The organism is Pannus brasiliensis CCIBt3594 (genome assembly GCF_036688125.1).
GTDB lineage: Bacteria > Cyanobacteriota > Cyanobacteriia > Cyanobacteriales > Microcystaceae > Pannus > Pannus brasiliensis.
Map to the genome: position 1 here is coordinate 26198 of NZ_JBAFSM010000004.1, position 18383 is coordinate 44580.

The 18383-nt window shown below is 52.7% G+C and carries 20 protein-coding genes; 7 read left to right on the plus strand and 13 right to left on the minus strand.

The features are described from left to right. Positions 1-43 precede the first annotated feature (43 nt). Positions 44-436, minus strand: a complete 393-nt coding sequence (gene speD, locus V0288_RS03210; RefSeq protein WP_422661886.1) for an adenosylmethionine decarboxylase — start codon at positions 434-436, stop codon at positions 44-46. A 126-nt stretch (positions 437-562) separates the two neighbouring features. Continuing rightward, positions 563-1564, minus strand: a complete 1002-nt coding sequence (locus tag V0288_RS03215; RefSeq protein WP_332863575.1) for a pentapeptide repeat-containing protein — start codon at positions 1562-1564, stop codon at positions 563-565. A gap of 639 nt (positions 1565-2203) precedes the next feature. On the opposite strand from V0288_RS03215, the gene V0288_RS03220 reads away from it, so the two are divergent. After that, positions 2204-2548, plus strand: a complete 345-nt coding sequence (locus V0288_RS03220; RefSeq protein ID WP_332863576.1) for a ribbon-helix-helix protein, CopG family — start codon at positions 2204-2206, stop codon at positions 2546-2548. Here the strand turns inward: V0288_RS03220 and murG are convergent. Continuing rightward, the gene (gene murG, locus V0288_RS03225) at positions 2545-3618 is read right to left on the minus strand and encodes an undecaprenyldiphospho-muramoylpentapeptide beta-N-acetylglucosaminyltransferase (protein WP_332863577.1); all 1074 of its coding nucleotides are present in this window, start codon (positions 3616-3618) and stop codon (positions 2545-2547) included. The genes V0288_RS03220 and murG overlap by 4 nt on opposite strands. Positions 3619-3699: 81 nt before the next feature. On the opposite strand from murG, the gene V0288_RS03230 reads away from it, so the two are divergent. Continuing rightward, entirely contained in the window at positions 3700-4494 is a 795-nt protein-coding gene (locus V0288_RS03230) for a Cif family virulence factor (RefSeq protein ID WP_332863578.1), read from the plus strand. A gap of 37 nt (positions 4495-4531) precedes the next feature. Here V0288_RS03230 and V0288_RS03235 read toward each other — a convergent pair whose 3' ends face one another. Together V0288_RS03235 and V0288_RS03240 are read right to left on the minus strand one after the other, a co-directional pair. Beyond that, positions 4532-5230 carry a choice-of-anchor E domain-containing protein gene (locus tag V0288_RS03235; protein ID WP_332863579.1) on the minus strand — a complete coding sequence of 233 codons (699 nt, stop codon included), beginning with the start codon at positions 5228-5230 and terminating at the stop codon, positions 4532-4534. Positions 5231-5817: 587 nt separating this feature from the next. Further along, on the minus strand, positions 5818-6804 hold the full coding sequence (locus tag V0288_RS03240) for an RNA polymerase sigma factor, RpoD/SigA family (protein ID WP_332863580.1): 987 nt from the start codon (positions 6802-6804) through the stop codon (positions 5818-5820). Positions 6805-7025: 221 nt separating this feature from the next. Between V0288_RS03240 and V0288_RS03245 the strand changes: the two genes are divergently transcribed. After that, positions 7026-7199, plus strand: a complete 174-nt coding sequence (locus V0288_RS03245; RefSeq protein ID WP_332863581.1) for a hypothetical protein — start codon at positions 7026-7028, stop codon at positions 7197-7199. 226 nt (positions 7200-7425) lie between these two features. After that, on the plus strand, positions 7426-8850 hold the full coding sequence (locus V0288_RS03250; protein WP_332863582.1) for a Ni/Fe hydrogenase subunit alpha: 1425 nt from the start codon (positions 7426-7428) through the stop codon (positions 8848-8850). 261 nt (positions 8851-9111) lie between these two features. On the opposite strand, the gene V0288_RS03255 is transcribed toward V0288_RS03250, so the two are convergent. The 6 genes from V0288_RS03255 to V0288_RS03280 form a co-directional block, all read right to left on the minus strand. Then, on the minus strand, positions 9112-10293 hold the full coding sequence (locus tag V0288_RS03255) for a hypothetical protein (RefSeq protein WP_332863583.1): 1182 nt from the start codon (positions 10291-10293) through the stop codon (positions 9112-9114). Next, positions 10214-10750, minus strand: coding sequence for an alpha/beta hydrolase (locus V0288_RS03260; RefSeq protein ID WP_332863584.1), 537 nt, complete (start codon positions 10748-10750; stop codon positions 10214-10216). Before V0288_RS03260 ends, V0288_RS03255 begins: the two co-directional genes overlap by 80 nt. A 328-nt stretch (positions 10751-11078) precedes the next feature. After that, positions 11079-12455 carry a two-component system sensor histidine kinase RppB gene (rppB, locus tag V0288_RS03265; protein WP_332863586.1) on the minus strand — a complete coding sequence of 459 codons (1377 nt, stop codon included), beginning with the start codon at positions 12453-12455 and terminating at the stop codon, positions 11079-11081. Next, positions 12442-13143, minus strand: coding sequence for a two-component system response regulator RppA (gene rppA, locus V0288_RS03270; RefSeq protein ID WP_332863588.1), 702 nt, complete (start codon positions 13141-13143; stop codon positions 12442-12444). The genes rppB and rppA overlap by 14 nt, the downstream gene beginning before the upstream one ends. Before the next feature lie 90 nt (positions 13144-13233). Continuing rightward, a complete protein-coding gene (locus V0288_RS03275) occupies positions 13234-13716 on the minus strand; it encodes a DUF6803 family protein (protein WP_332863589.1) in 483 nt (160 codons plus the stop codon). Positions 13717-14109: 393 nt separating this feature from the next. Then, positions 14110-14928, minus strand: coding sequence for a carbon-nitrogen hydrolase family protein (locus tag V0288_RS03280; protein ID WP_332863590.1), 819 nt, complete (start codon positions 14926-14928; stop codon positions 14110-14112). A 148-nt stretch (positions 14929-15076) separates the two neighbouring features. On the opposite strand from V0288_RS03280, the gene V0288_RS03285 reads away from it, so the two are divergent. Beyond that, positions 15077-15715 carry an HAD-IB family phosphatase gene (locus V0288_RS03285; protein WP_332863591.1) on the plus strand — a complete coding sequence of 213 codons (639 nt, stop codon included), beginning with the start codon at positions 15077-15079 and terminating at the stop codon, positions 15713-15715. 215 nt (positions 15716-15930) lie between these two features. Next, complete coding sequence (gene mtnB / locus V0288_RS03290) at positions 15931-16557, plus strand: methylthioribulose 1-phosphate dehydratase (protein ID WP_332863592.1); 627 nt, start codon at positions 15931-15933, stop codon at positions 16555-16557. A 45-nt stretch (positions 16558-16602) separates the two neighbouring features. On the opposite strand, the gene V0288_RS03295 is transcribed toward mtnB, so the two are convergent. Then, positions 16603-16947, minus strand: coding sequence for a hypothetical protein (locus V0288_RS03295; RefSeq protein WP_332863593.1), 345 nt, complete (start codon positions 16945-16947; stop codon positions 16603-16605). Positions 16948-17100: 153 nt separating this feature from the next. Between V0288_RS03295 and V0288_RS03300 the strand changes: the two genes are divergently transcribed. Beyond that, a complete protein-coding gene (locus V0288_RS03300; protein WP_332863594.1) occupies positions 17101-17388 on the plus strand; it encodes a YggT family protein in 288 nt (95 codons plus the stop codon). A 33-nt stretch (positions 17389-17421) separates the two neighbouring features. Here the strand turns inward: V0288_RS03300 and V0288_RS03305 are convergent, their stop codons facing one another. Further along, on the minus strand, positions 17422-18315 hold the full coding sequence (locus V0288_RS03305; RefSeq protein WP_332863595.1) for a pentapeptide repeat-containing protein: 894 nt from the start codon (positions 18313-18315) through the stop codon (positions 17422-17424). Positions 18316-18383 lie beyond the last annotated feature (68 nt).

Genomic DNA, 18383 nt, shown 5'->3' on the forward strand with positions numbered 1-18383 from the left:
GACGATTTTAGCTCGTTTTTTTCGGGCGTGGCTAAACGAATCCCTACGCCAGCGCCAGAGCGGGAGTGTTCAATTCCTCTACTTCCTGGCCCGAGGGGAATCCGCGGGTGAGTTCCCGAACTTGTATCTTCCCGGCCTGTAGAGAAGTCGTTAAAATTTCCATCGCGACGGCCGGTTTCCCGCTACCGCAGAAGAAAAGATCGGCGGCGAAATAGCCGTGTTCAGGCCAGGTGTGGATCGCGATGTGGGATTCAGCTAAAGTCGCCGTCGCGGTAACTCCGTGGGGACTGAACTGGTGGACACACAAATCGATTAGCGTTGCTTCTCCCGCCGTGATCCCGTCTAAAAGAGCGCGACGAATGCGATCGGGATCGTTAAGAAGATCGGCGGGGACTTGCCAAGCATCGACAATCAAATGGGTTCCCAGTTTGGTCATTTCTTTCTTACTACTCCGTAATTGAAAACCTTCACAGACTTCTAAGCATAACACGATCCTCCCGATCTTTGCCAAGAAAATCGGGATATCGGCTAGAAGCCTTGGTAAATCTACCGACGGGAATCGCTAGGGGATCGGGTGACCGAGACTGCCGTTCGGTAGGATGGTTTCGTCGAGGGAGGCGGAGAAAAGATTGGTTTCCGCCAGGATCGCCCCGATCAGGTTAGCCTGTTTCAGATTCGCCCGTTTTAAGTTAGTCCCGATCAGGTGGCTCAGTAATAATCCCGCCTGATGCAGATCCGCCCCGGACAGATTCGCGTCGGAGAGATCCGCGCCGAGCAGATTACAGCCGGAGAGGTTCGCCCGGTGGAAATTCGCCCCCCGCGCGTCGGCTTTGCTCAGGTTGGCTCCCGTTAAATTCGCCCCTTCTAAATCGGCGTTCTGCAAATTCGCCCCCGTTAGATCGGCTCCTTCCAGGTTAACGTCGCGCAGGCTCGCCCCCCGCCAGTCGGTCGATCGAGCGTCGGTATAACTCAGATCCGCGCCCTCCCAATTCCCGCCCGCGAGGTTCGCCCCGTTGAGGTACGCCCCGATCCCGATCGCCCCCTTGCCGTTCGCGTCCGTTAGATCGGCGGAACCGAGGATGGCGCGGGTGAACACGGCCCGTTTCAGGCTCGCTTTCCCGAGATCGGCGCTCGCTAACGTCGCCCCGGTGAGGTTCGCCCCGTCTAAACAGGCTTTGAACAGTCGGGCGCCGGGTAAACTGCTTTGAATCAGGCTGGCCCGACTCAAATCGGCTTTTTTCAAGTTCGCGCCCGTTAACATCGCCCCGCTCAAGTCACTATCGTTGAGGAAGGCGCGGGAGAGGTCGGCCCGCGAAAAGATCGCGCCGATCGAACGAGCTTTCGTCAAGTCCGCTTCTCGAAGGTCGGCAGAACTAAAATTCGCGTTAATTAAGGAAGATTCCGAGAGATTGACCCGATATAATTGCCCGTGGCTTAGGTTCACCCGATTCAGTAGGGCTTTTTTGAAGTTAACTCTCGCGAGCGAGACTTCGGGAAAGTTCCGTTCTCCCTGAAGATAGCGATGCAGAAAAAGATCTCGATTTAATACGACATTTGTACTCATAAAAAGGGGGAATAAATCCGAGAAATCACTTTCCGGTGTTGTCGTGTCGATCGTTCCGAGTCAGTGGGGGGGAGGGAATCCGGCGAATCCCGCGGTTCGCGATCGACGCGGCGCTCGCGGTTGGATTTCCGAGAATAAACGTTAATTATCCCGATCGTGGATGGGATTCAAAAATATAGGTCGATCGAGCGTCTTTTAGCGAACGCCCGTTTCCAGACCCGCGTTTATCCGCCAACCAGGTCTGGGCATCATATTCGAGAAATCTAACGCGTCAGTTTGCCTGACGGAATCTACTGCCTCGCCGATGTCTTTGCTCGGTATCATACAGTTAGGGTTGCGATCGGTTTTTGGGGCCGGAAGGTGGCGATCGGTTCTCGCGACCAGATTTCAGTGGCTTTTAACCTAGATCGACGCGAAACTTTAAAAAAGTTAATCCCTACAGGGAGATTAATTTCCCAAGTCTATCAGCCTGAAATCTTGGTACTTACCGTTATCATAAGGGGTTCGTCGGGGATTTGGCAAGGGGAACCCGAACCGAACGCGACGTGACGAACGGGAAGGATATCCGGTCGCGATCGACCCCGGACGGCGTACACTAGAACGATCGATTGTTATTTATCCCGCCGGAGAGTTCGCGACGTGACCGGAGAGACCGCCAGACTAGAAACCACCCTACCGCGCCCCTGGCTCGATCGACTGCGGGCGATCGCCCGAGAGCGGGGACAATCCATCGAGGAGGTCACACGGCAAGCGATCGCCGCCTATCTCGGTATCTCGCCGATCGAGATGGAAATCGCCACTCTCCGACTGGAAATCGGTGAAATCTCGAAATTATCCACCCAGATCGCCGCTCTACACGCGCGATTATCCCTGTTAGAAGGTCGAGCCTTAATGCGAACGCCATCGACAGCGGTAGAGAGCGGGGAAGAAGACGACTACGAGGACGAACCCGACGAGATTTTAAACGATTTCCTGCCGGGTTAACTTCCTGGGCGCTCCATAACCCGGCGGAGTAGGTCGGCGAGTCGATCGGCGCTGTCGATAACCGCCAGTTTGCCCGCGTTGTCGGCCATTTCCGCCAGTCGATCGGGCGATCGCAGTAATTCCGCCACCGCGTCGATCAACTGCTCCGGGGTTAACTTCTCCTGACGGTAGAGATAGGCCGCGTCCGCGAGCGCGAAAACTTTGGCGTTATAAAACTGATGGTCTTCCGCGGCGTGGGGATAGGGGACGAGAATCGAGGGGGTACGGGTGATCGCCAACTCGGTCAAGGTTCCCGCGCCCGATCGACTGACCGCCAGATCCGCCCTCTGCCAGAGTCCCGCCATATTGTCGGAGAAGGGTAGGGGGAAATAATGCGGGTGCTGTAAACGGTCGGCGTGGCGATCATTCTCCCCCGTTAGATGGATGACATAAGCTCCCATCTCCATCCAACGCGGCGCGGCGGCGCGGACTAACTCGTTCAAAGCCACCGCGCCCTGGGAGCCACCGGCCACGACGATCAACGGTACGGAATCGGGAATCGGTAGATCGATCGGCCGCGGCGAGTGAAACTGTTCCCGCACCGGGGTACTCACCCAGAGGGTGCGCGCGCCTTTGAGGTAATCGGCCGTTCCTGCGAAGCCGAGAGCTACCGTATCGCAGAAACGACTCAAAAAACGGGTGACTTTGCCCGGAATGTAATTCGATTCGTGGAGGATGACCGGGATTCCCCGCAGACGGGCGGCGAGAATGGCCGGCCCCGCGATATAGCCTCCCGTGGTAAAAACCGCCCCGATCTGGCGTTGTTTCAGGAGATTGTAAACTTGAAAGATCGCCCGGATCTGGCGGAAGAAAATTTTTAGGGTTGTCAGCCCGGGACGGCCTTGAAATCCCTCGATCCGGACGGTGTGGAGCGGGTAGGTCTTGGGAACCAAGGTCTGCTCCAGGCGGTCTGGAACCCCTAACCATTCGATCTCGCGATCCGGCAGACGTTCGGCCACCGCTAGGGCGGGGAACAAATGACCGCCGGTTCCACTAGCGGCGATCAAGAGGCGGTTCGAGGTTCGTGTCATGGGTCGGGAGAGGGGAGTTTCAGCCCTAGAATGGAGTAATCTACGGAAGTCATCGATCGATTCTTATTCAACCTATCACTGATGCGTAACTTCATAACACTCCGAGCTACTTTTTTCCGTCCCTCGCTCGCTTTTCTGTTGGGGATCGGTTTAACGCTGGGGACGGCCGCCGCTCTCCGGGCCGAGAAACCCGAAACGGCTCCCGCCGCTTTAAAAACGACGATCGCGGCGATCGAGACCGCGGCGAACCAGCGCGATCTCCCAAAAGTAATGACTTTTTATAGTCCCGATTTCACCAATTCCGACGGCTTGAACCGGGCGACGATGGAAAAGGCGTTAACGCGTCTGTGGGAACGTTATAACAATCTCCGGTACACGACCACTTTACTCTCGTGGAATCGATCGGGCGGGAAACTGGTCGCGGAAACGATGACCAAAATCGAGGGAACGGGCAAAGTAAAAGGCCGGGCGGTGAGAATCAACGCCGCGATCCGTTCCCGCCAGCAATTTCAAGGCAATAAACTGATCGCCCAAGAAATTCTGAGCGAGCGGGTCGAACTTAGCGCGGGCAAAACCCCCCCGAGTATTCAGGTCAAAATTCCCGATCGGGTGAAGGTGGGTCAGGAATTCGATTTCGACGTGATTGTCAGCGAACCGTTAGGGGACGATCTTCTCGCCGGGGTGGCGATCGATGAGAAAGTGGATATCGATCGCTATCTCAACACGAAAGCGCTCGATTTAGAGTTACTTCAGGCGGGAGGGCTTTTCAAACGGGTTAAAGCCCCTGCTAATCCTGAAAATCGCTGGTTATCGGCGGTCTTGATTCAAGGGGACGGCATGACCGTCGTTACTCAACGGGTACGAGTGGAAAAATAAGGGGACGGATCGGGGGAACCGTCTCTAGGCAACGTTTCTAGCGCGGTCTCGCTTTCAAGGCCAGGCCCGCTACACCGCCAAAAAGGAGACTCAGAATGTTAAAGCCCCGCTCGGGAATTTCTAACGGCGTGTCGGAGGTTTCATAGATCACGGTTAGCCGGGTGGTAGCGGAAAGAAGAATACTCTGAGTGTTACGGATCGGGGGAATGAAACTCGCGTTCGAGTTCAACACTAGAGCGGCGTTGATCGGAAAATCGAGCGTTCCCGTTCCTTGGTAGAGAGAGAAATCCGAGGTCGGGATAGATAATTGTTTGTTGTCACTTCCGTCTAATAATAAAACTCGGAAATTATTGGGTTGCACGACGATTCCCGAGAAGTTCGTCACGGGAACCGGGGTTAACTCGATCGTCGTGGGCGAGGTAGAGGGAACCGAGATCGGCGTGCTCGCCCCGATTTGCAAGCTGTTAAAGGTGATCCTTCCTCCCTGATTGATAATGCTAAAGCTCCCCGTCGTGATTCCCTCGGCCTGGAGGGTGATCGATTTCAGCGGAAGCCATCCACTAGCGGCGAGATTATATTTCGGTAACTGGATAACGTCCGAGTCGGGCGCGGGTTGGTTACTGTTGAGTACGAATTCCACCTCTTGCGAATATCTAAAGATCGCGGCGTTTGCGGCCGACGCGTACAGCGCCAGGATTCCCGTTGCTAGAACGACGCGAGATAACATTTTTTTCATAGCCAGGATTCCGAAGGTGTTCGAGAACGAAAAGAAAAGGCCTTTTCCCTATAACTTCTAACGCTCTTACTCGTAGCTAGAACCCTATTTTTGACAAAAACCAACGAATCGAAATCAATCTCCATCGATACCTGGAGATTTTTAAAGTCTTTTATTCGAGTTTTACAAAATCCTTCTTTCTGTATCGTTCTTCCGGTTGTTTTGTGGCGATATTTTACGTTTTTTTGAGAAAATAATAAATATTCGCGAACGGAAAACTATCTTTACATTGGACGCGTTAGACCTCGGGGCGCGATTCCTGTCTGACGCTCTAAAAATCTAGAAAATTAGGGTTTTCGAGGATAAACAGTCTTTTTTCGCGAGAAGATTTTAGCCTCGATCGCCCTACGAGGTAAGGTTAGGACGATTCCGAGAGCGGGAAACCGACTCACGGCTTACTATCGTCTATCGTCTATCGCCTTCTGCCTAGGCGTGAAGCTACACTCGAAAAATTCTGTTTCCCGCGAGAGTTCTCGGTCTCCTGCCGGCACGAAAAAAGGAGAAGCGATCGCCTCTCCTTCGGACATCTTTACCTTGACTTTTCCTCTCTAGCTGGCCACGATGTATTCCTTAACGTTCGCGCGCCGTCTCCGCAGTTGGGTGAGCGCTTGATGCTCTAGCTGTCGGACGCGCTCGCGGCTGATATTCATTCTCTGCCCGATCTTGGCTAGAGATAACTCTTTACCGTCCCGGAGACCGAAGCGCAGGGAAATCACCTCGCGCTGTTGGGGGGTCAATTCCGCCATGAGATTTTCGAGATCCTGACGGAGTAATTCCTGGGTGATGAAGGTGTCGGGAGAGGTTCCGTCGTCTTCGAGGAGTTCCGACAGTTCCGTGTCCTGGTTATCCCCCACGCGCACGTCCAGGGAGATGGGTTGACGCGCCATGCTGAGATATTCCCGGATCTGCGCCGGTTCGATCTCTAGTTCGCGGGCGATCTCGGCGGGGGTGGCACTTCGTCCCAGTTGTTGGGCGAGTTCCCGCTGGGTTTTCTTGATCTTGTTCAGTTTTTCGGTGATGTGGATGGGTAGGCGGATCGTTCGCGCTTGCTGGGCGATCGCTCGGGTGATCGCCTGGCGAATCCACCAGTAGGCGTAGGTCGAGAATTTATACCCTTTGGTGGGGTCGAATTTCTCCACGCCCCGTTCTAGTCCTAAGCTTCCTTCCTGGATTAGGTCGAGGAATTCCATGTTGCGCTTTTGATATTTCTTGGCGATGGCGACTACCAAGCGCAGGTTCGCCTCGATCATTTTTCGTTTCGCCCGATTGCCGAGTTGGATGGCTCGATCGAGTTCTTCCCCGGTTAGGTTCACCGAGGTCGCCCACTCCGCCCGATCGGGTTCCCGTCCCAGTTTGGCCGCTAGTGCTTCTTTTTTCTCTAACAGCGTCATCATTTTTTGGACTTGTTTCCCGTAAACAATTTCTTGTTCGTGGGTTAACAAGGGAACTCGCCCGATCTCGTGCAGATAGGTACGAACCATATCGGCTGAGAGCGTGGGTTGTTGCTGGATTTCGTTGAGTTTAGCGGTGGGCATTTGCTTGGTCGTGACTCCTTACGCACGCAGAAATTCTGTCGCTACTCCGATTCGAGGGATTTTCGAGTCGGCTTTATGTGAAGTCGGTACGAGTTTGATCGGAATATCTTGATTGTATCCCGAGCGTTTAGACGAAGCCAATCGCCTAAAGGTTCAGAAATAATTCATTCTTTGGTATGATGTTAGGTTAATCAATTCGCCGACCCCGTTCGATCTCTATCATGACCGATCGCTCGGCAAACGAAAAGAGTCTCCGGTGGGGGATCGCCGTATTCGATCGGGGTAGTAATCGCTACCGTTGGTCGGGGAGGCAGGAGACAGGAGGCAGGAATCTGGAATCTGGAGCCGGTCGCGCGAATACAGCGGGAAGGTTCGATCGATACCCGGCTGGTTGACACTTTTTCCGAGTTTCCCCGAGCGGGAACGCGAATAGAAAAACATTCTTATAAAAACCGGGATCTCGACTCGCGGGGTATTTATCATAGACACGGGAGGACGCGCCCCGGCGAAGATTCTCGCGTGGAAAACTCCCTTGCCGCTCTACAGTATCCCTTATTCGTGGGCGCGTGAGGTCGCGGGTCATCCCCTCGATCGCACTCCGAAAAAATTAGAGGAATCACCATGTCTAAAACCGTCGTTATCGATCCCGTCACCCGGATCGAGGGTCACGCGAAAATCTCCATCTTCCTAGACGATGCCGGAGAGGTGGACGACGTGCGCTTTCACGTTGTCGAGTATCGCGGTTTCGAGAAATTCTGCGAGGGAAGACCGATGTGGGAGATGGCGGGAATCACCGCCCGCATCTGTGGCATCTGTCCGGTCAGTCACCTCCTCTGCGCGGCCAAAACCGGCGATAAAATCCTCGCGGTACAGATTCCCCCCGCGGGCGAAAAACTGCGAAGATTGATGAATTTGGGACAGATCACCCAATCCCACGCCCTCAGTTTTTTCCATCTCAGCAGTCCGGATTTTCTCCTCGGTTGGGATAGCGATCCCGCCAAGCGGAACGTTTTCGGACTGATCGCCGCCGATCCCGATCTGGCTAAGGCCGGTATCCGTTTACGCCAATTCGGTCAGAAAATTATCGAACTGTTGGGGGCGAAAAAAATTCACCCGGCTTGGTCGGTTCCCGGTGGAGTCCGTTCGCCGCTGTCGGAAGAGGGACGGCAATGGATTAAAGACCGTCTGCCGGAATCGAAGGAGACTATCTACCTCGCGCTGAATCTCTTTAAACAACTGCTCGACAACCTGACTACCGAGGTACGAGAGTTCGGTAATTTTCCCTCGTTATTTATGGGGTTGGTAGGAAAACACGACGAGTGGGAACATTACGGCGGACATATCCGCTTTACCGATAGCGCGGGAAATATTGTCGCCGATAATTTGAGCGAGGATAATTATCGCGATTATATCGGTGAATCCGTCGAGAAATGGTCGTATTTGAAGTTTCCCTACTATAAACCGTTCGGGTATCCCGACGGCATCTATCGCGTCGGCCCGCTGGCGCGGTTGAATGTCTGCTCGCACTTCGGGACGGAAGGCGCGGACGTGGAGTTACGGGAGTATCGCGATCGGGTCGGTGGGGTGGCTACTTCGTCGTTTTACTATCACTACGCCCGTTTAGTGGAGATTTTAGGGTGTTTAGAACAGATCGAGCGGCTGATCGACGATCCGGATATCGTTTCTAAACGCTGTCGCGCCGAGGCGGGAATTAACGCGCTCGAAGGGGTGGGAGTGAGTGAAGCACCGCGGGGGACGTTATTCCACCATTACAAGGTGGACGAGAACGGACTGATCGAGAAGGTGAATCTGATTATCGCCACGGGAAATAATAATCTGGCGATGAATCGGACGGTCAAACAGATCGCGCGACACTATATTCACGGTTCGGAGATCCCGGAGGAGATGTTAAACCGGGTGGAGGCGGGAATTCGCTGTTACGATCCCTGTTTGAGTTGCTCGACCCACGCGATGGGACAGATGCCGTTACATCTGGAGTTGGTGAACGCGGCCGGAGAGGTGGTTAGCCAGAAATGGCGCGATTAAACGCGGGAGGGCTGAAGTGGTTTCAGCCCTTTTCGGTTAATTATTTAAGAATCGGGTGGCGTTTTCGTAGAGAGATTCGATCGGACCGGAAAAGTTGATACTCGATAGTTCGATCGAATCTCCCGATCGATAGATGCTAGGAATCCACAGACCATCGGGGCGACGCTGAAATCGCTCGACTAAAATTTGTTTTTGATGGACGAGTAGGTATTCCTCGAAGGATTCGATCGATTATTGTAGCCGAATCCCTGTCGGGGAGATTTAGGACGGTTCGGACAGTATTCTCGCTTCTAAATGCCGAAACCAACGGGAACGTATCGTCCAAACGAGTAAGAAGATCGGGAGTAAGATGGTTTTGAACACGAGGGGGAGAAAAACATTACTCCTCTCGATCGCTTCGGCTAATAAGCCGTCTTGAATTCTCATGATCACGATAATTGTTAAGATAACGCCTAAACATCCTAGAATTATCGCTTCTTTGCCCGTGGGAATCGTGAATCCCCATCGGAAAGGTTGACGTAACCAATGCACGATACCGCTCCCTACCCATTCTAAAAAATTGACGATTTTTCGCGGGTACAGGGTTTCCACGATGACGGGTATCCAAAACCACGGGCTAATCGTTAAATTCATCCTGTAGGTCGGGGTTAATATCAGTCGAATTTTTAAAATCACGTTGTAAATGACGAAGAAAATAAACTGAAGGAAAAATTTCGGTAAATAAAGGAGATAATCGGGGCGATCGAGGAGTTCCCGGATATTCGAGAAGAAGGTAGCGATAAATAAAATTGTCAATCCCGCTCCGATATATAAGAGCGAGATAATTATCTTTTTCGCCCAAGTACGGGGATTCCGCGCCGCGTAGTCGCTCAAGAATAGCAAGAAAAACAAAAAACAGAGGAGAAAACTACTTCGATCGGGAGAGGCGATCGATAGTTTATTGAATAACCATATCCCGATCGCCACGACTCCAATTCCCTTAGTCCAGATCGGATGGTTTTGGAGACAGTATACACTGATGATTAAACTCCCGATAAAAATTAAAGTTTGAGCGACAATAAAAAGGTGAATTTTGAATCCAGTAATTTCTCGATCGGGTAGATTGAAAGATTTACGAGTCCAGTCGATCGCTTCTCGAATCAGATCGGGATCGAAGGGGGCGATAATGTGATCGGACGTGGGAGAAAGGAAAAATTTACGGGCTGTTCCCGTGGCGAAATCACCGCAAATCTCGTTAGTATTATAAGGTTTTGATTCGGGTAGAGCCGAGTGAAGAAATATTTCTCGGAGTTTGTGAATCGGGTTTAATTGCTCGTAGATGCCTAACGCGAATAGTAAATTTTTCGGAGCGGTGGGAGTGACTTCACTGCCGTAACTCATGGTAACGGTCGATCGGATATCGGGGTATTTTCTGGCGAATTCTAGGGCTGTATTGCCTCCCATCGAGTGACCGAGAATCCCGATTTTTTGAGAATCGAATCGTTGGGGGGGTGTTTTGAATATAATCGTAGATCTCTTTCGTGTCTTCTAGGGTTGTTACGGTCAACTGATCGAAGAGGTTTTCCGATTTCGTAAGGGGGGAAGATTCCCCGAACCCTCGATAGTCAAAAGCGATAGCGGCGATTCCATTTCGGGCGAATTCTACTGCCAACAGGTGAGCGTGTTGTTTCGAGTTATTAATCCCGTGACCGAGAATCACGACCGGGAAAGGAGTTTTTTTCGAGTCGGGCAGATACAGTTTACCGGCTATGGTTTCTCGATTTTTATTGAGGATGGTGAAAGGTTGTACCTGTAAATTCACGTAGGGATTCGAGAGAATACTGAAAACGATTCCCGCGATGAGTAGGATTATCCCTAACCGAATGCCTCGATGAATTTTGGTTTGTAACCATTTCAGCATAGCGAATACTAGACGGCGAAAAGGACACGGAAGCTAATTTTTAATAAATCTCATAAACGATTTGTTTTAGATAGTTTAAAAAAATTTAAAACTAAAAAACTATACAATAATTTTTTAACAAGAATATTCTTCTTTCTTATGAAACCTGAATCGGGATTCCTTTCCCACGCGACAATTTTTCAATTCCGCGCGTAGGTCTATTGATGTATACGCTTATTGTACCCGAATTCCTATCGGAGTAATCGGACGGTTAAAAATTCTCAAACTATCGTTTCTTTGTCCGAGGGTTTTCTGGATGATCTTCTGAATTCTTACCGCATCTCCCGGTCTAGTCGATAGGGGAACGCGTTTCGATCGCTCGCGGGCCGATCGAGCGAAACAGGGGAAAATAAACGAGAAAAAGACTTCCCCGGCCCGGTTCACTTTTAACCGAGATCGTTCCCCGATGGGCGCGCGCGATCGCCAGCGCGATCGCCAATCCTAAGCCGGCTCCCCCCGTGTGACGGGATCGATCGCTCTCGACGCGGTAAAAGCGATCGAAAATCCGCCCGAATTCCGCGGACGGAATGCCGATGCCGGTATCTTCCACCTCTATAACGGCCTGTTCCGAAGTCGCGAGCGATCGCAGGGTAATTGTCCCACCCTCGGGAGTGTAGCGGATCGCGTTGGTGACGAGATTGGCGACGAGACGATATAGTTGTTCTTCATCCCCGAGAATCGCGATCGATCGATCGGCCGCGATTTCCGTCCGTAGTTGTAAACCCGCGGCGATCGCCAACGCCTCGAACTCATCGGCGATATCGGCGACGAGAGTATTTAAATTCACCGGCCGGGCTTTCAGCGGTCGGGTTTGTAAATCCACGCGCGAGAGCAGTAGGAGATCCTGGACGAGTTGAATCAGTCGATCGTTCTGTCGCTCGATCGTTTCTAGCGTGTTCCTGGCTTCGGAATCCGTCCATCGATCGCTTTCCAGGGCGGATTCAACGGTCGCGCGCACCGCGGCGAGGGGGGTGCGTAACTCGTGCGCGACATCCCCGGTGAACTGTCGGATCTGGAGATAAGACCGATAGACCGGACGCATAGCGAGGCCCGCCAGCCACCAACTCGCGCCGGTGATAAATAGCATCGTCACGGGCAGACCGATCAGCAATAACCGGCGGGTGGTAGCTAGATTTTCATCGAATTCGTCGAGCGATCGCCCGACTTGCAGATAGCCCCAGGGTCGATGATCGGCCGCGTGTAACAGTAGGGAGAGGTGATGATAGCGCGTTCCCCGGCGATCTTTTAGGGTTTGCCAGACTTCATCGCCACCGAGCCACGGGAGCGCGTCCGGTTGCCGTCCGACGGTGGCGACTAACCGCCCGGAGCGCGTCAGGAAACGGGCGTAATATCCTTCCTGTTGTACCGTCCCGAGAACGCGCCGCCGCGTTTTCTCCTTGGCGCAAATTTCCCCGACGATACAGAGATCGGGGATCAGTTCGCTCGCGCCCGGCTCGATCTCGCCGGGTCGATCGAGATTCGGTTCCAGGCCGTCGTGTAACGTTCCCGCGACCGATTCTAGTTCGCGATGGAGAGCGTGCCAGCGAGTACCGGTTATCATTCGATCGAACGCGATCGCGCCGGAACCCAGAATCAGCGCCATCACCGCGACATAATAGCCGGTCAGACGCGAGCGGGTGAGATGGAAAAGTTTACGTTCGTTCATGGGGGGAATTGAGACGATAACCCAACCCGTAGACGGTTTCTAACAGTCCATCGCAACCGTGATCGGCTAATTTCCGACGTAGGAGACGGATCTGGGCGGGGACGACATTACTGGTCGGGTCGGCTTCCATGTCCCACACCTGATTCATCAACCGATCGCGCGTCAGGAGTCGATCGGGATGTTTCATGAAATACTCTAGAAGCTGAAATTCTTTGGCGGTGAGCGGGATAACCCGATCGACCCCCCCGATCCGCGCCGAAACGGTCGCGGTTCCGTAGTCGAGTTGAAGTATACCGAGTTGGAGTTTTTGCGGGGAGAGGGAGGGCGATCGACGGTGTAACGCTCTCACTCGCGCCTTTAATTCCGCCATTCCGAAAGGTTTTATTAGATAATCGTCCGCTCCCGCGTCTAATCCGGTGACTTTATCTTCCATGCGGTCTTTCGCGGTGAGGAGAAGGATCGGGAGCGGGTTATTTTTCGATCGAACCCGCTGACAGAGTTCTAATCCCGACAATCCGGGCAGTAACCAATCCAGGATCGCCACCGTGTACTGCACCTGATGATTCTCCAAATATCCCCAGGCTTCCGTACCGTTTTGCACCCAATCCACGATATATTTTTCGCGCTGTAAACTGGCTTCGATCGCCCGTCCTAGATCCGGTTCATCTTCTACCAAAAGAATTCGCATACAGTCTTCGAGAGCGTGTCGGATGGCTTGATTTTGCCCTTTCTCTTTATGATAGAAACTCTCGCGGGATCTCTCAACCGGCGTTACCGGTTACATGGAATGTCCTGGCATCCCTCCAGATAGGAGAGCCGGATCGAGCATCCCGAAAATCATGGCGACGTGCGCGACAACGAGAAACATGGCCACGAAGGCGGCGTGAACTCCTAATTTCCATTCGTCACTTCTAAAACGCCAGATCGCCCCGATCTCTAGTAACGCGATTCCCAAAAGAGGAACGACCCCGAGCAGGTAAAAACCCACGGCGATCACGTCGATAATCGTTCGCCAACCACCGGAGGCGGTCAGGGGAATCACCGCGTTAGAGAGCAGGTATAGGAAGATCACGAGAAAGTAGAAACCCGCGATAATTCCCGCGATTTTATTAATTTGTCTGACCGTTCCTTTCCAGTCCCTAGTATATAAAATATATAATTCCGTGATGGCGATCGTTTCCGCTAGAATGACCGGAATCGCCATAAAAATCAACAGGTTCCAAGGTTGATTCGTGGCGAGAAGTTCCATGTAGTGAGTCATGTTCATCGGAGTAAACCTGAAGGTAGAAGGTGTTTCGATCGATAGTCACGTCGAACCGTTTACCGGGGTTCTCACCGAAGCGAAAGCTCACCGATCCCTTACCACGAGAACTTTTTCGCTTGTCGGAAAAACCGCCGTCCGGGTAGCCCCTCTATTTATCTCTAGGAATTTCCCGTTTCGCGGGGGCTAACTTGTCAACGAACTATCTTTCCCTATTTCTCATAATGGCAGGGAATTATAAAACCAAGATGAAATACTCGCGCGCCCGATCGATTCTCTCCCGTCGATCGATCAACGCGAAATGACAACAAATTGTAACCGGATGTAACAATCGATCGCCGAACGTTATCGAGCGATCGAAAAAATAATTCCCGCGAACGGGTGCGGATACCCTTACCCGAACACGCGATGCTGGAGGGAGGGCATCTGTCGGCGGACCTGTTCGATACGGTTGGGATTGATTTCCGCGATGGCAACGCCCGGCGTTTCGCCCGCGTCGGCGAGGATCGCGCCCCAGGGGTCGATAATCATCGCGTGGCCGTGGGTGTAACGTCGTTCGTAATTATTGCCGGTTTGCGCGGGGGCGATGACGTAACAGGTATTCTCGATCGCCCGCGCCTGTAATAATACTTTCCAATGATCTTTGCCGGTGAAAGCGGTAAAAGCGGCGGGAATAAACAGAATATCGGCTCCCTGGCGCGATAAATGGCGGTACAGTTCGGGAAAGCGGACATCGTAGCAGATAGAGAGGCCGATTTTGCCCAGACTGTCCGAGGTATAGAGAGGGGGTAACACCTTTCCCGCGACTACCGTACTCGATTCGCGATAGGTATTGCCGTCGGGGACGTTGACATCGAATAGGTGAATTTTCTGGTAGCGCGCCAGTTCTAAACCGTTGGGGTCGATGAGTAAGGCGGTATTGAAAGCTTTATCGGGATTGTTCGACTCCGGGACGGGAAAACCCCCACCTAACAGGGTTACTTGAAAGCGTCGGGCCATCGTGCGGAGAAATTTATCGGCTTTTAGGGCGATCGAGTCGGCGAGGGCGATTTTTTCCTGTTCCGTCCCCATAAAGGCGAAATTTTCCGGTAAACCGATCAGTTCCGCGCCGCGACGGACGGCGAGTTCGATCAATTCTTCCGCCTCGACGAGATTTTTGTCGAGATCGGACTGGCTCATCATTTGAATAGCGGCGGCGAGATAGGATTTCATGTCAAAATCAAACGTCTAACGTCGAGAGGCGAGATCGCGAACGGGTCGGGGGATAGAATCTAGATCCTGTACTGTAATAGAATCGATCGACAACGCGCCCGTCGATGGCGATCTTCCATTGTATCCAAATCCCCGATCCGCGTAACCGATGAAAAGTATTGTTTTTTGTGACTTTGACGGGACGATCACCGCGGTGGAAACCTTCGCGGGAATGCTCAAGGAATTCGCGCCCGAACTGTCCGCCCGTTTGATGCCGCGGATGTACGATCGCTCTCTCACCTTACGCGAGGGAGTCCGACAGCTTCTAGAGTCGATCCTGGCGAAACAGTACGACGATATTCTCGCTTACGCCGAAAATAAGCCGATTCGGGAGGGATTACCCGAATTATTGGACTTGTTGCAAGAGCGATCGATCCCCTTCGTCATCCTGTCCGGGGGACTGCGGGACATGGTGGAGACGGTGTTAAAGCGACACAATTTGTTAGAAAAAGTAACGGCGATCTACGCGGTGGAGATCGATCGAGCGGGAGAATATCTACAGGTTCGTTCCGATTTCGAGGACGGGACGGAATTAGTCGCCAAGGCGCGGATCATGGAACGATATCCGGGGTATTTCCCGATCGCCATCGGCGATTCCGTCACCGATATCACGATGGCGCGGCGGGCCTCGATCGTGTTCGCGCGCGATCGTCTGATCGATTACCTGAAAGCGGAAAACAAGCCCTATATCGAATGGGAGAACTTTTTCGACATCCGGCGACAGCTAATCGATATCGAGGAGAATTAGAAAATGGGAAGATGGGGTGTCGGGTGTTGGGTATCGGGAGATGGGGAGCGGGAAATAAGTAGATAATTTCGGGACAAAATCGAGAGTTTCGAGAAAGTTATTCCCTACACCCTACATCCTACACCCCACACCCCTCCTTCCTGCCTCCTGACTCCTGACTCCTGACTCCTGACTCCCTAGCTACCCGAAAACTGTTGAATTCTGCAAGAGGACTTATGAACGATCCCCGTCTCGCCTTGATCGACGCGTCGCGCCGGTTCCATCAACTCGGTTGGATGCTGGGAACCGCGGGGAATCTCTCCGCGAAAGCGATCGAGGATGAGGGTAGTTTCTGGATTACCGCCAGTGGCAAAAGTAAAGGACGGTTAGAAAAAAAGGATTTCGTGCGGATCGATCGCTCCGGAAACGTGGTAGAAACCGGACACCCGGAGAATCGTCCTTCCGCGGAAACCAGTATCCATCAAGCGATTTACTCGTTATTTCCCGACGCGCGCGCCTGTTATCACGTTCACTCGATCGAGGCGAATCTCGCTTCTCGTTTTACCGACGGGGAAAATCTGCCATTACCCCCGTTGGAGATGATCAAGGGGTTAGGGGTTTGGGTGGAGAATCCGCGGGTATCGATGCCGGTGTTCCGCAACCATCTCGACGTACCGAAAATCGCCCGCGAGATAGAGGCGCGTTTTCAAGTCTCGCCGCCGGAGGTTCCCGCGTTATTAATCGTCGATCACGGGGTCACGGTTTGGGGGAAATCGACGGAAATTGCCGAGAATTATCTAGAATTGGTCGAGTATATTTTTCGCTACACGGTCGCCGAACGTCAGTTAGCGCGGAAGGGATAGGGAAAGCTCTTGTTCCCTTGATTTCCCTATCCGTTTCGATTTCGATTATCGCGCGGGGAGTCCGGGCAGGCGTTTCTTACAGCCGCGGTTGAGGAAGCCGTCGAGACCCCAAGCCGCGCACTCGATCGTCTGGACTTGGTTCGGGGCGGTGGCGGTGGTAAAGTCACAGGAAACGTAGCCGTTGCCGTCCGTGTCCACCGACTGGCAGGTAACTCCGTTAATATCCTGCCGGAGAACACTGGCCACGTAGTCTTTCAGTTGTCCCTCGGCGAAACCCCTACCGAAAAGAGACTGACCGATGGTTTTTCCCGCGGTTAAGAGAAATCCCCCGATAGCGGCGAGGACGATGCCCACGACGGCGATTATCACGAAAATTTTGATTTTTTGCATAAAGCGCGGATCTCCGAAAACCGTATTGATGAGTTTTTGGAATCATTGTATCGGTTCTCGGTACACCTGCCGAGAAAATCGCGGTTTTTTTCCCGATCGCTCCCCGCGAGAGCCTATACTGATAGAGAAAGATCACCTAACCGCTCTCACTGCATGAACACGACTATCGCGCTCTCGTGGACACTGGGCATCGTTCTCGGGGTAATGACGCTCCTGTTTATCTTGCGGATCGTGCTGACGTGGAACCCGCGGATCGATGTGAACCGTTTTCCGTTCAATCTCGTCGCCTGGCCGACGGAACCTTTTTTAATTCCCGTCCGGAAAATCATTCCTCCCCTCGGTGGGGTGGATATCTCGCCGATTATCTGGGTGGGCATCTGTACGCTCGCGCGCGAAATTCTCCTCGGACAACAAGGCTTGATCGTGATGGCGACGCGCTGAACTTTCTCCGGTTAGCGCGTCACGGGGAGTCGATCAATCTAAGAATCGATCGACGCGGGGATGATCGGTTTGTTTTTTCAGTTGACTCCGGAAATTCCGCACGATCGAGCTACAGGCGTGAGCGAATCGATCCATCCATTGACGGTATTCCTGTAGTTGCAAATTATCGATCGGTTCCGAACGATCGCCCGCGAACGTTATTCCGTCCTTGGGAGTCACCGGAAATCGCTCTAACCAAATTAATCGGGGACAGGTCGCTTCCCAGTATTTATGAGCGATCGTCGCGCCTAAATATTTACATCCGAATTGATAAATACAAGTTAAAATAGCGGTCATATCCTCGACCGTCATCGAGTCTATCAGGAGCATTCGAGCGGTAATCGGGTCGAAATCATCGCTGAAACGAGTGCGATCGTCATAAAAAGCCCCCGCGAGATTCGCTCTCTCTAAATCGGCCCCCGCCAACCAAGTTTCGCGGAGATTCGCGTGTTCTAATCTCGCTTCTTGTAAACACGCGTCCTTGAGAATCGAAGCGTGTAAATTCGCGTGTTCTAAAATCGCCCGCGCGAAATTCGCGTCCTTACAGTACGCTTTCTCTAGATCCGAGCGGGTGAGATCGGCTTCTGACAGTTCGACACGCGTTAAATAAGCTTGTTGGAGATTCGTCTCCCGCAAACACGCTTTTTTTAGATTCGCCCCGCACAAATTCGCGCCCTGAAGGTTCACGGATTGTAGGTTCGCCCCCTCTAGATCGCTCTCCTGTAAATCCGCTCCGGCCAAGTTCGCCCCCGTCAAGTCAATACCGCTTAGAGTCAGCCCTCGCAAATCCGCCCCCGGAAGTTGCGCGCCGGGAAACTGTCTTTTCCCTAACGCGTAAGCCGCTCTAATCTCGACCTTCGCTAACTTGATTTTCGTCGTTACCATCATTAGCTTCTCACTCTTGAATCAAACAAACGATCGTGCGATCGGATAACATAGTTATCACTATGGCTGAC

Excerpts from the sequence above, each read along its gene's own strand:
- V0288_RS03230 (WP_332863578.1), top strand. The coding sequence starts at position 3,700 with ATGCGTAACTTCATAACACTCCGAGCTACTTTTTTCCGTCCCTCGCTC.
- murG (WP_332863577.1), bottom strand. The coding sequence starts at position 3,618 with ATGACACGAACCTCGAACCGCCTCTTGATCGCCGCTAGTGGAACCGGC.
- mtnB (WP_332863592.1), top strand. The coding sequence starts at position 15,931 with ATGAACGATCCCCGTCTCGCCTTGATCGACGCGTCGCGCCGGTTCCAT.
- V0288_RS03235 (WP_332863579.1), bottom strand. The coding sequence starts at position 5,230 with ATGAAAAAAATGTTATCTCGCGTCGTTCTAGCAACGGGAATCCTGGCG.
- speD (WP_422661886.1), bottom strand. The coding sequence starts at position 436 with ATGACCAAACTGGGAACCCATTTGATTGTCGATGCTTGGCAAGTCCCC.
- V0288_RS03280 (WP_332863590.1), bottom strand. The coding sequence starts at position 14,928 with ATGAAATCCTATCTCGCCGCCGCTATTCAAATGATGAGCCAGTCCGAT.
- V0288_RS03240 (WP_332863580.1), bottom strand. The coding sequence starts at position 6,804 with ATGCCCACCGCTAAACTCAACGAAATCCAGCAACAACCCACGCTCTCA.
- V0288_RS03255 (WP_332863583.1), bottom strand. The coding sequence starts at position 10,293 with ATGGGAGGCAATACAGCCCTAGAATTCGCCAGAAAATACCCCGATATC.
- V0288_RS03285 (WP_332863591.1), top strand. The coding sequence starts at position 15,077 with ATGAAAAGTATTGTTTTTTGTGACTTTGACGGGACGATCACCGCGGTG.
- rppA (WP_332863588.1), bottom strand. The coding sequence starts at position 13,143 with ATGCGAATTCTTTTGGTAGAAGATGAACCGGATCTAGGACGGGCGATC.
- V0288_RS03275 (WP_332863589.1), bottom strand. The coding sequence starts at position 13,716 with ATGACTCACTACATGGAACTTCTCGCCACGAATCAACCTTGGAACCTG.
- rppB (WP_332863586.1), bottom strand. The coding sequence starts at position 12,455 with ATGAACGAACGTAAACTTTTCCATCTCACCCGCTCGCGTCTGACCGGC.
- V0288_RS03295 (WP_332863593.1), bottom strand. The coding sequence starts at position 16,947 with ATGCAAAAAATCAAAATTTTCGTGATAATCGCCGTCGTGGGCATCGTC.
- V0288_RS03260 (WP_332863584.1), bottom strand. The coding sequence starts at position 10,750 with ATGCTGAAATGGTTACAAACCAAAATTCATCGAGGCATTCGGTTAGGG.
- V0288_RS03305 (WP_332863595.1), bottom strand. The coding sequence starts at position 18,315 with ATGATGGTAACGACGAAAATCAAGTTAGCGAAGGTCGAGATTAGAGCG.
- V0288_RS03245 (WP_332863581.1), top strand. The coding sequence starts at position 7,026 with ATGACCGATCGCTCGGCAAACGAAAAGAGTCTCCGGTGGGGGATCGCC.
- V0288_RS03215 (WP_332863575.1), bottom strand. The coding sequence starts at position 1,564 with ATGAGTACAAATGTCGTATTAAATCGAGATCTTTTTCTGCATCGCTAT.
- V0288_RS03250 (WP_332863582.1), top strand. The coding sequence starts at position 7,426 with ATGTCTAAAACCGTCGTTATCGATCCCGTCACCCGGATCGAGGGTCAC.
- V0288_RS03300 (WP_332863594.1), top strand. The coding sequence starts at position 17,101 with ATGAACACGACTATCGCGCTCTCGTGGACACTGGGCATCGTTCTCGGG.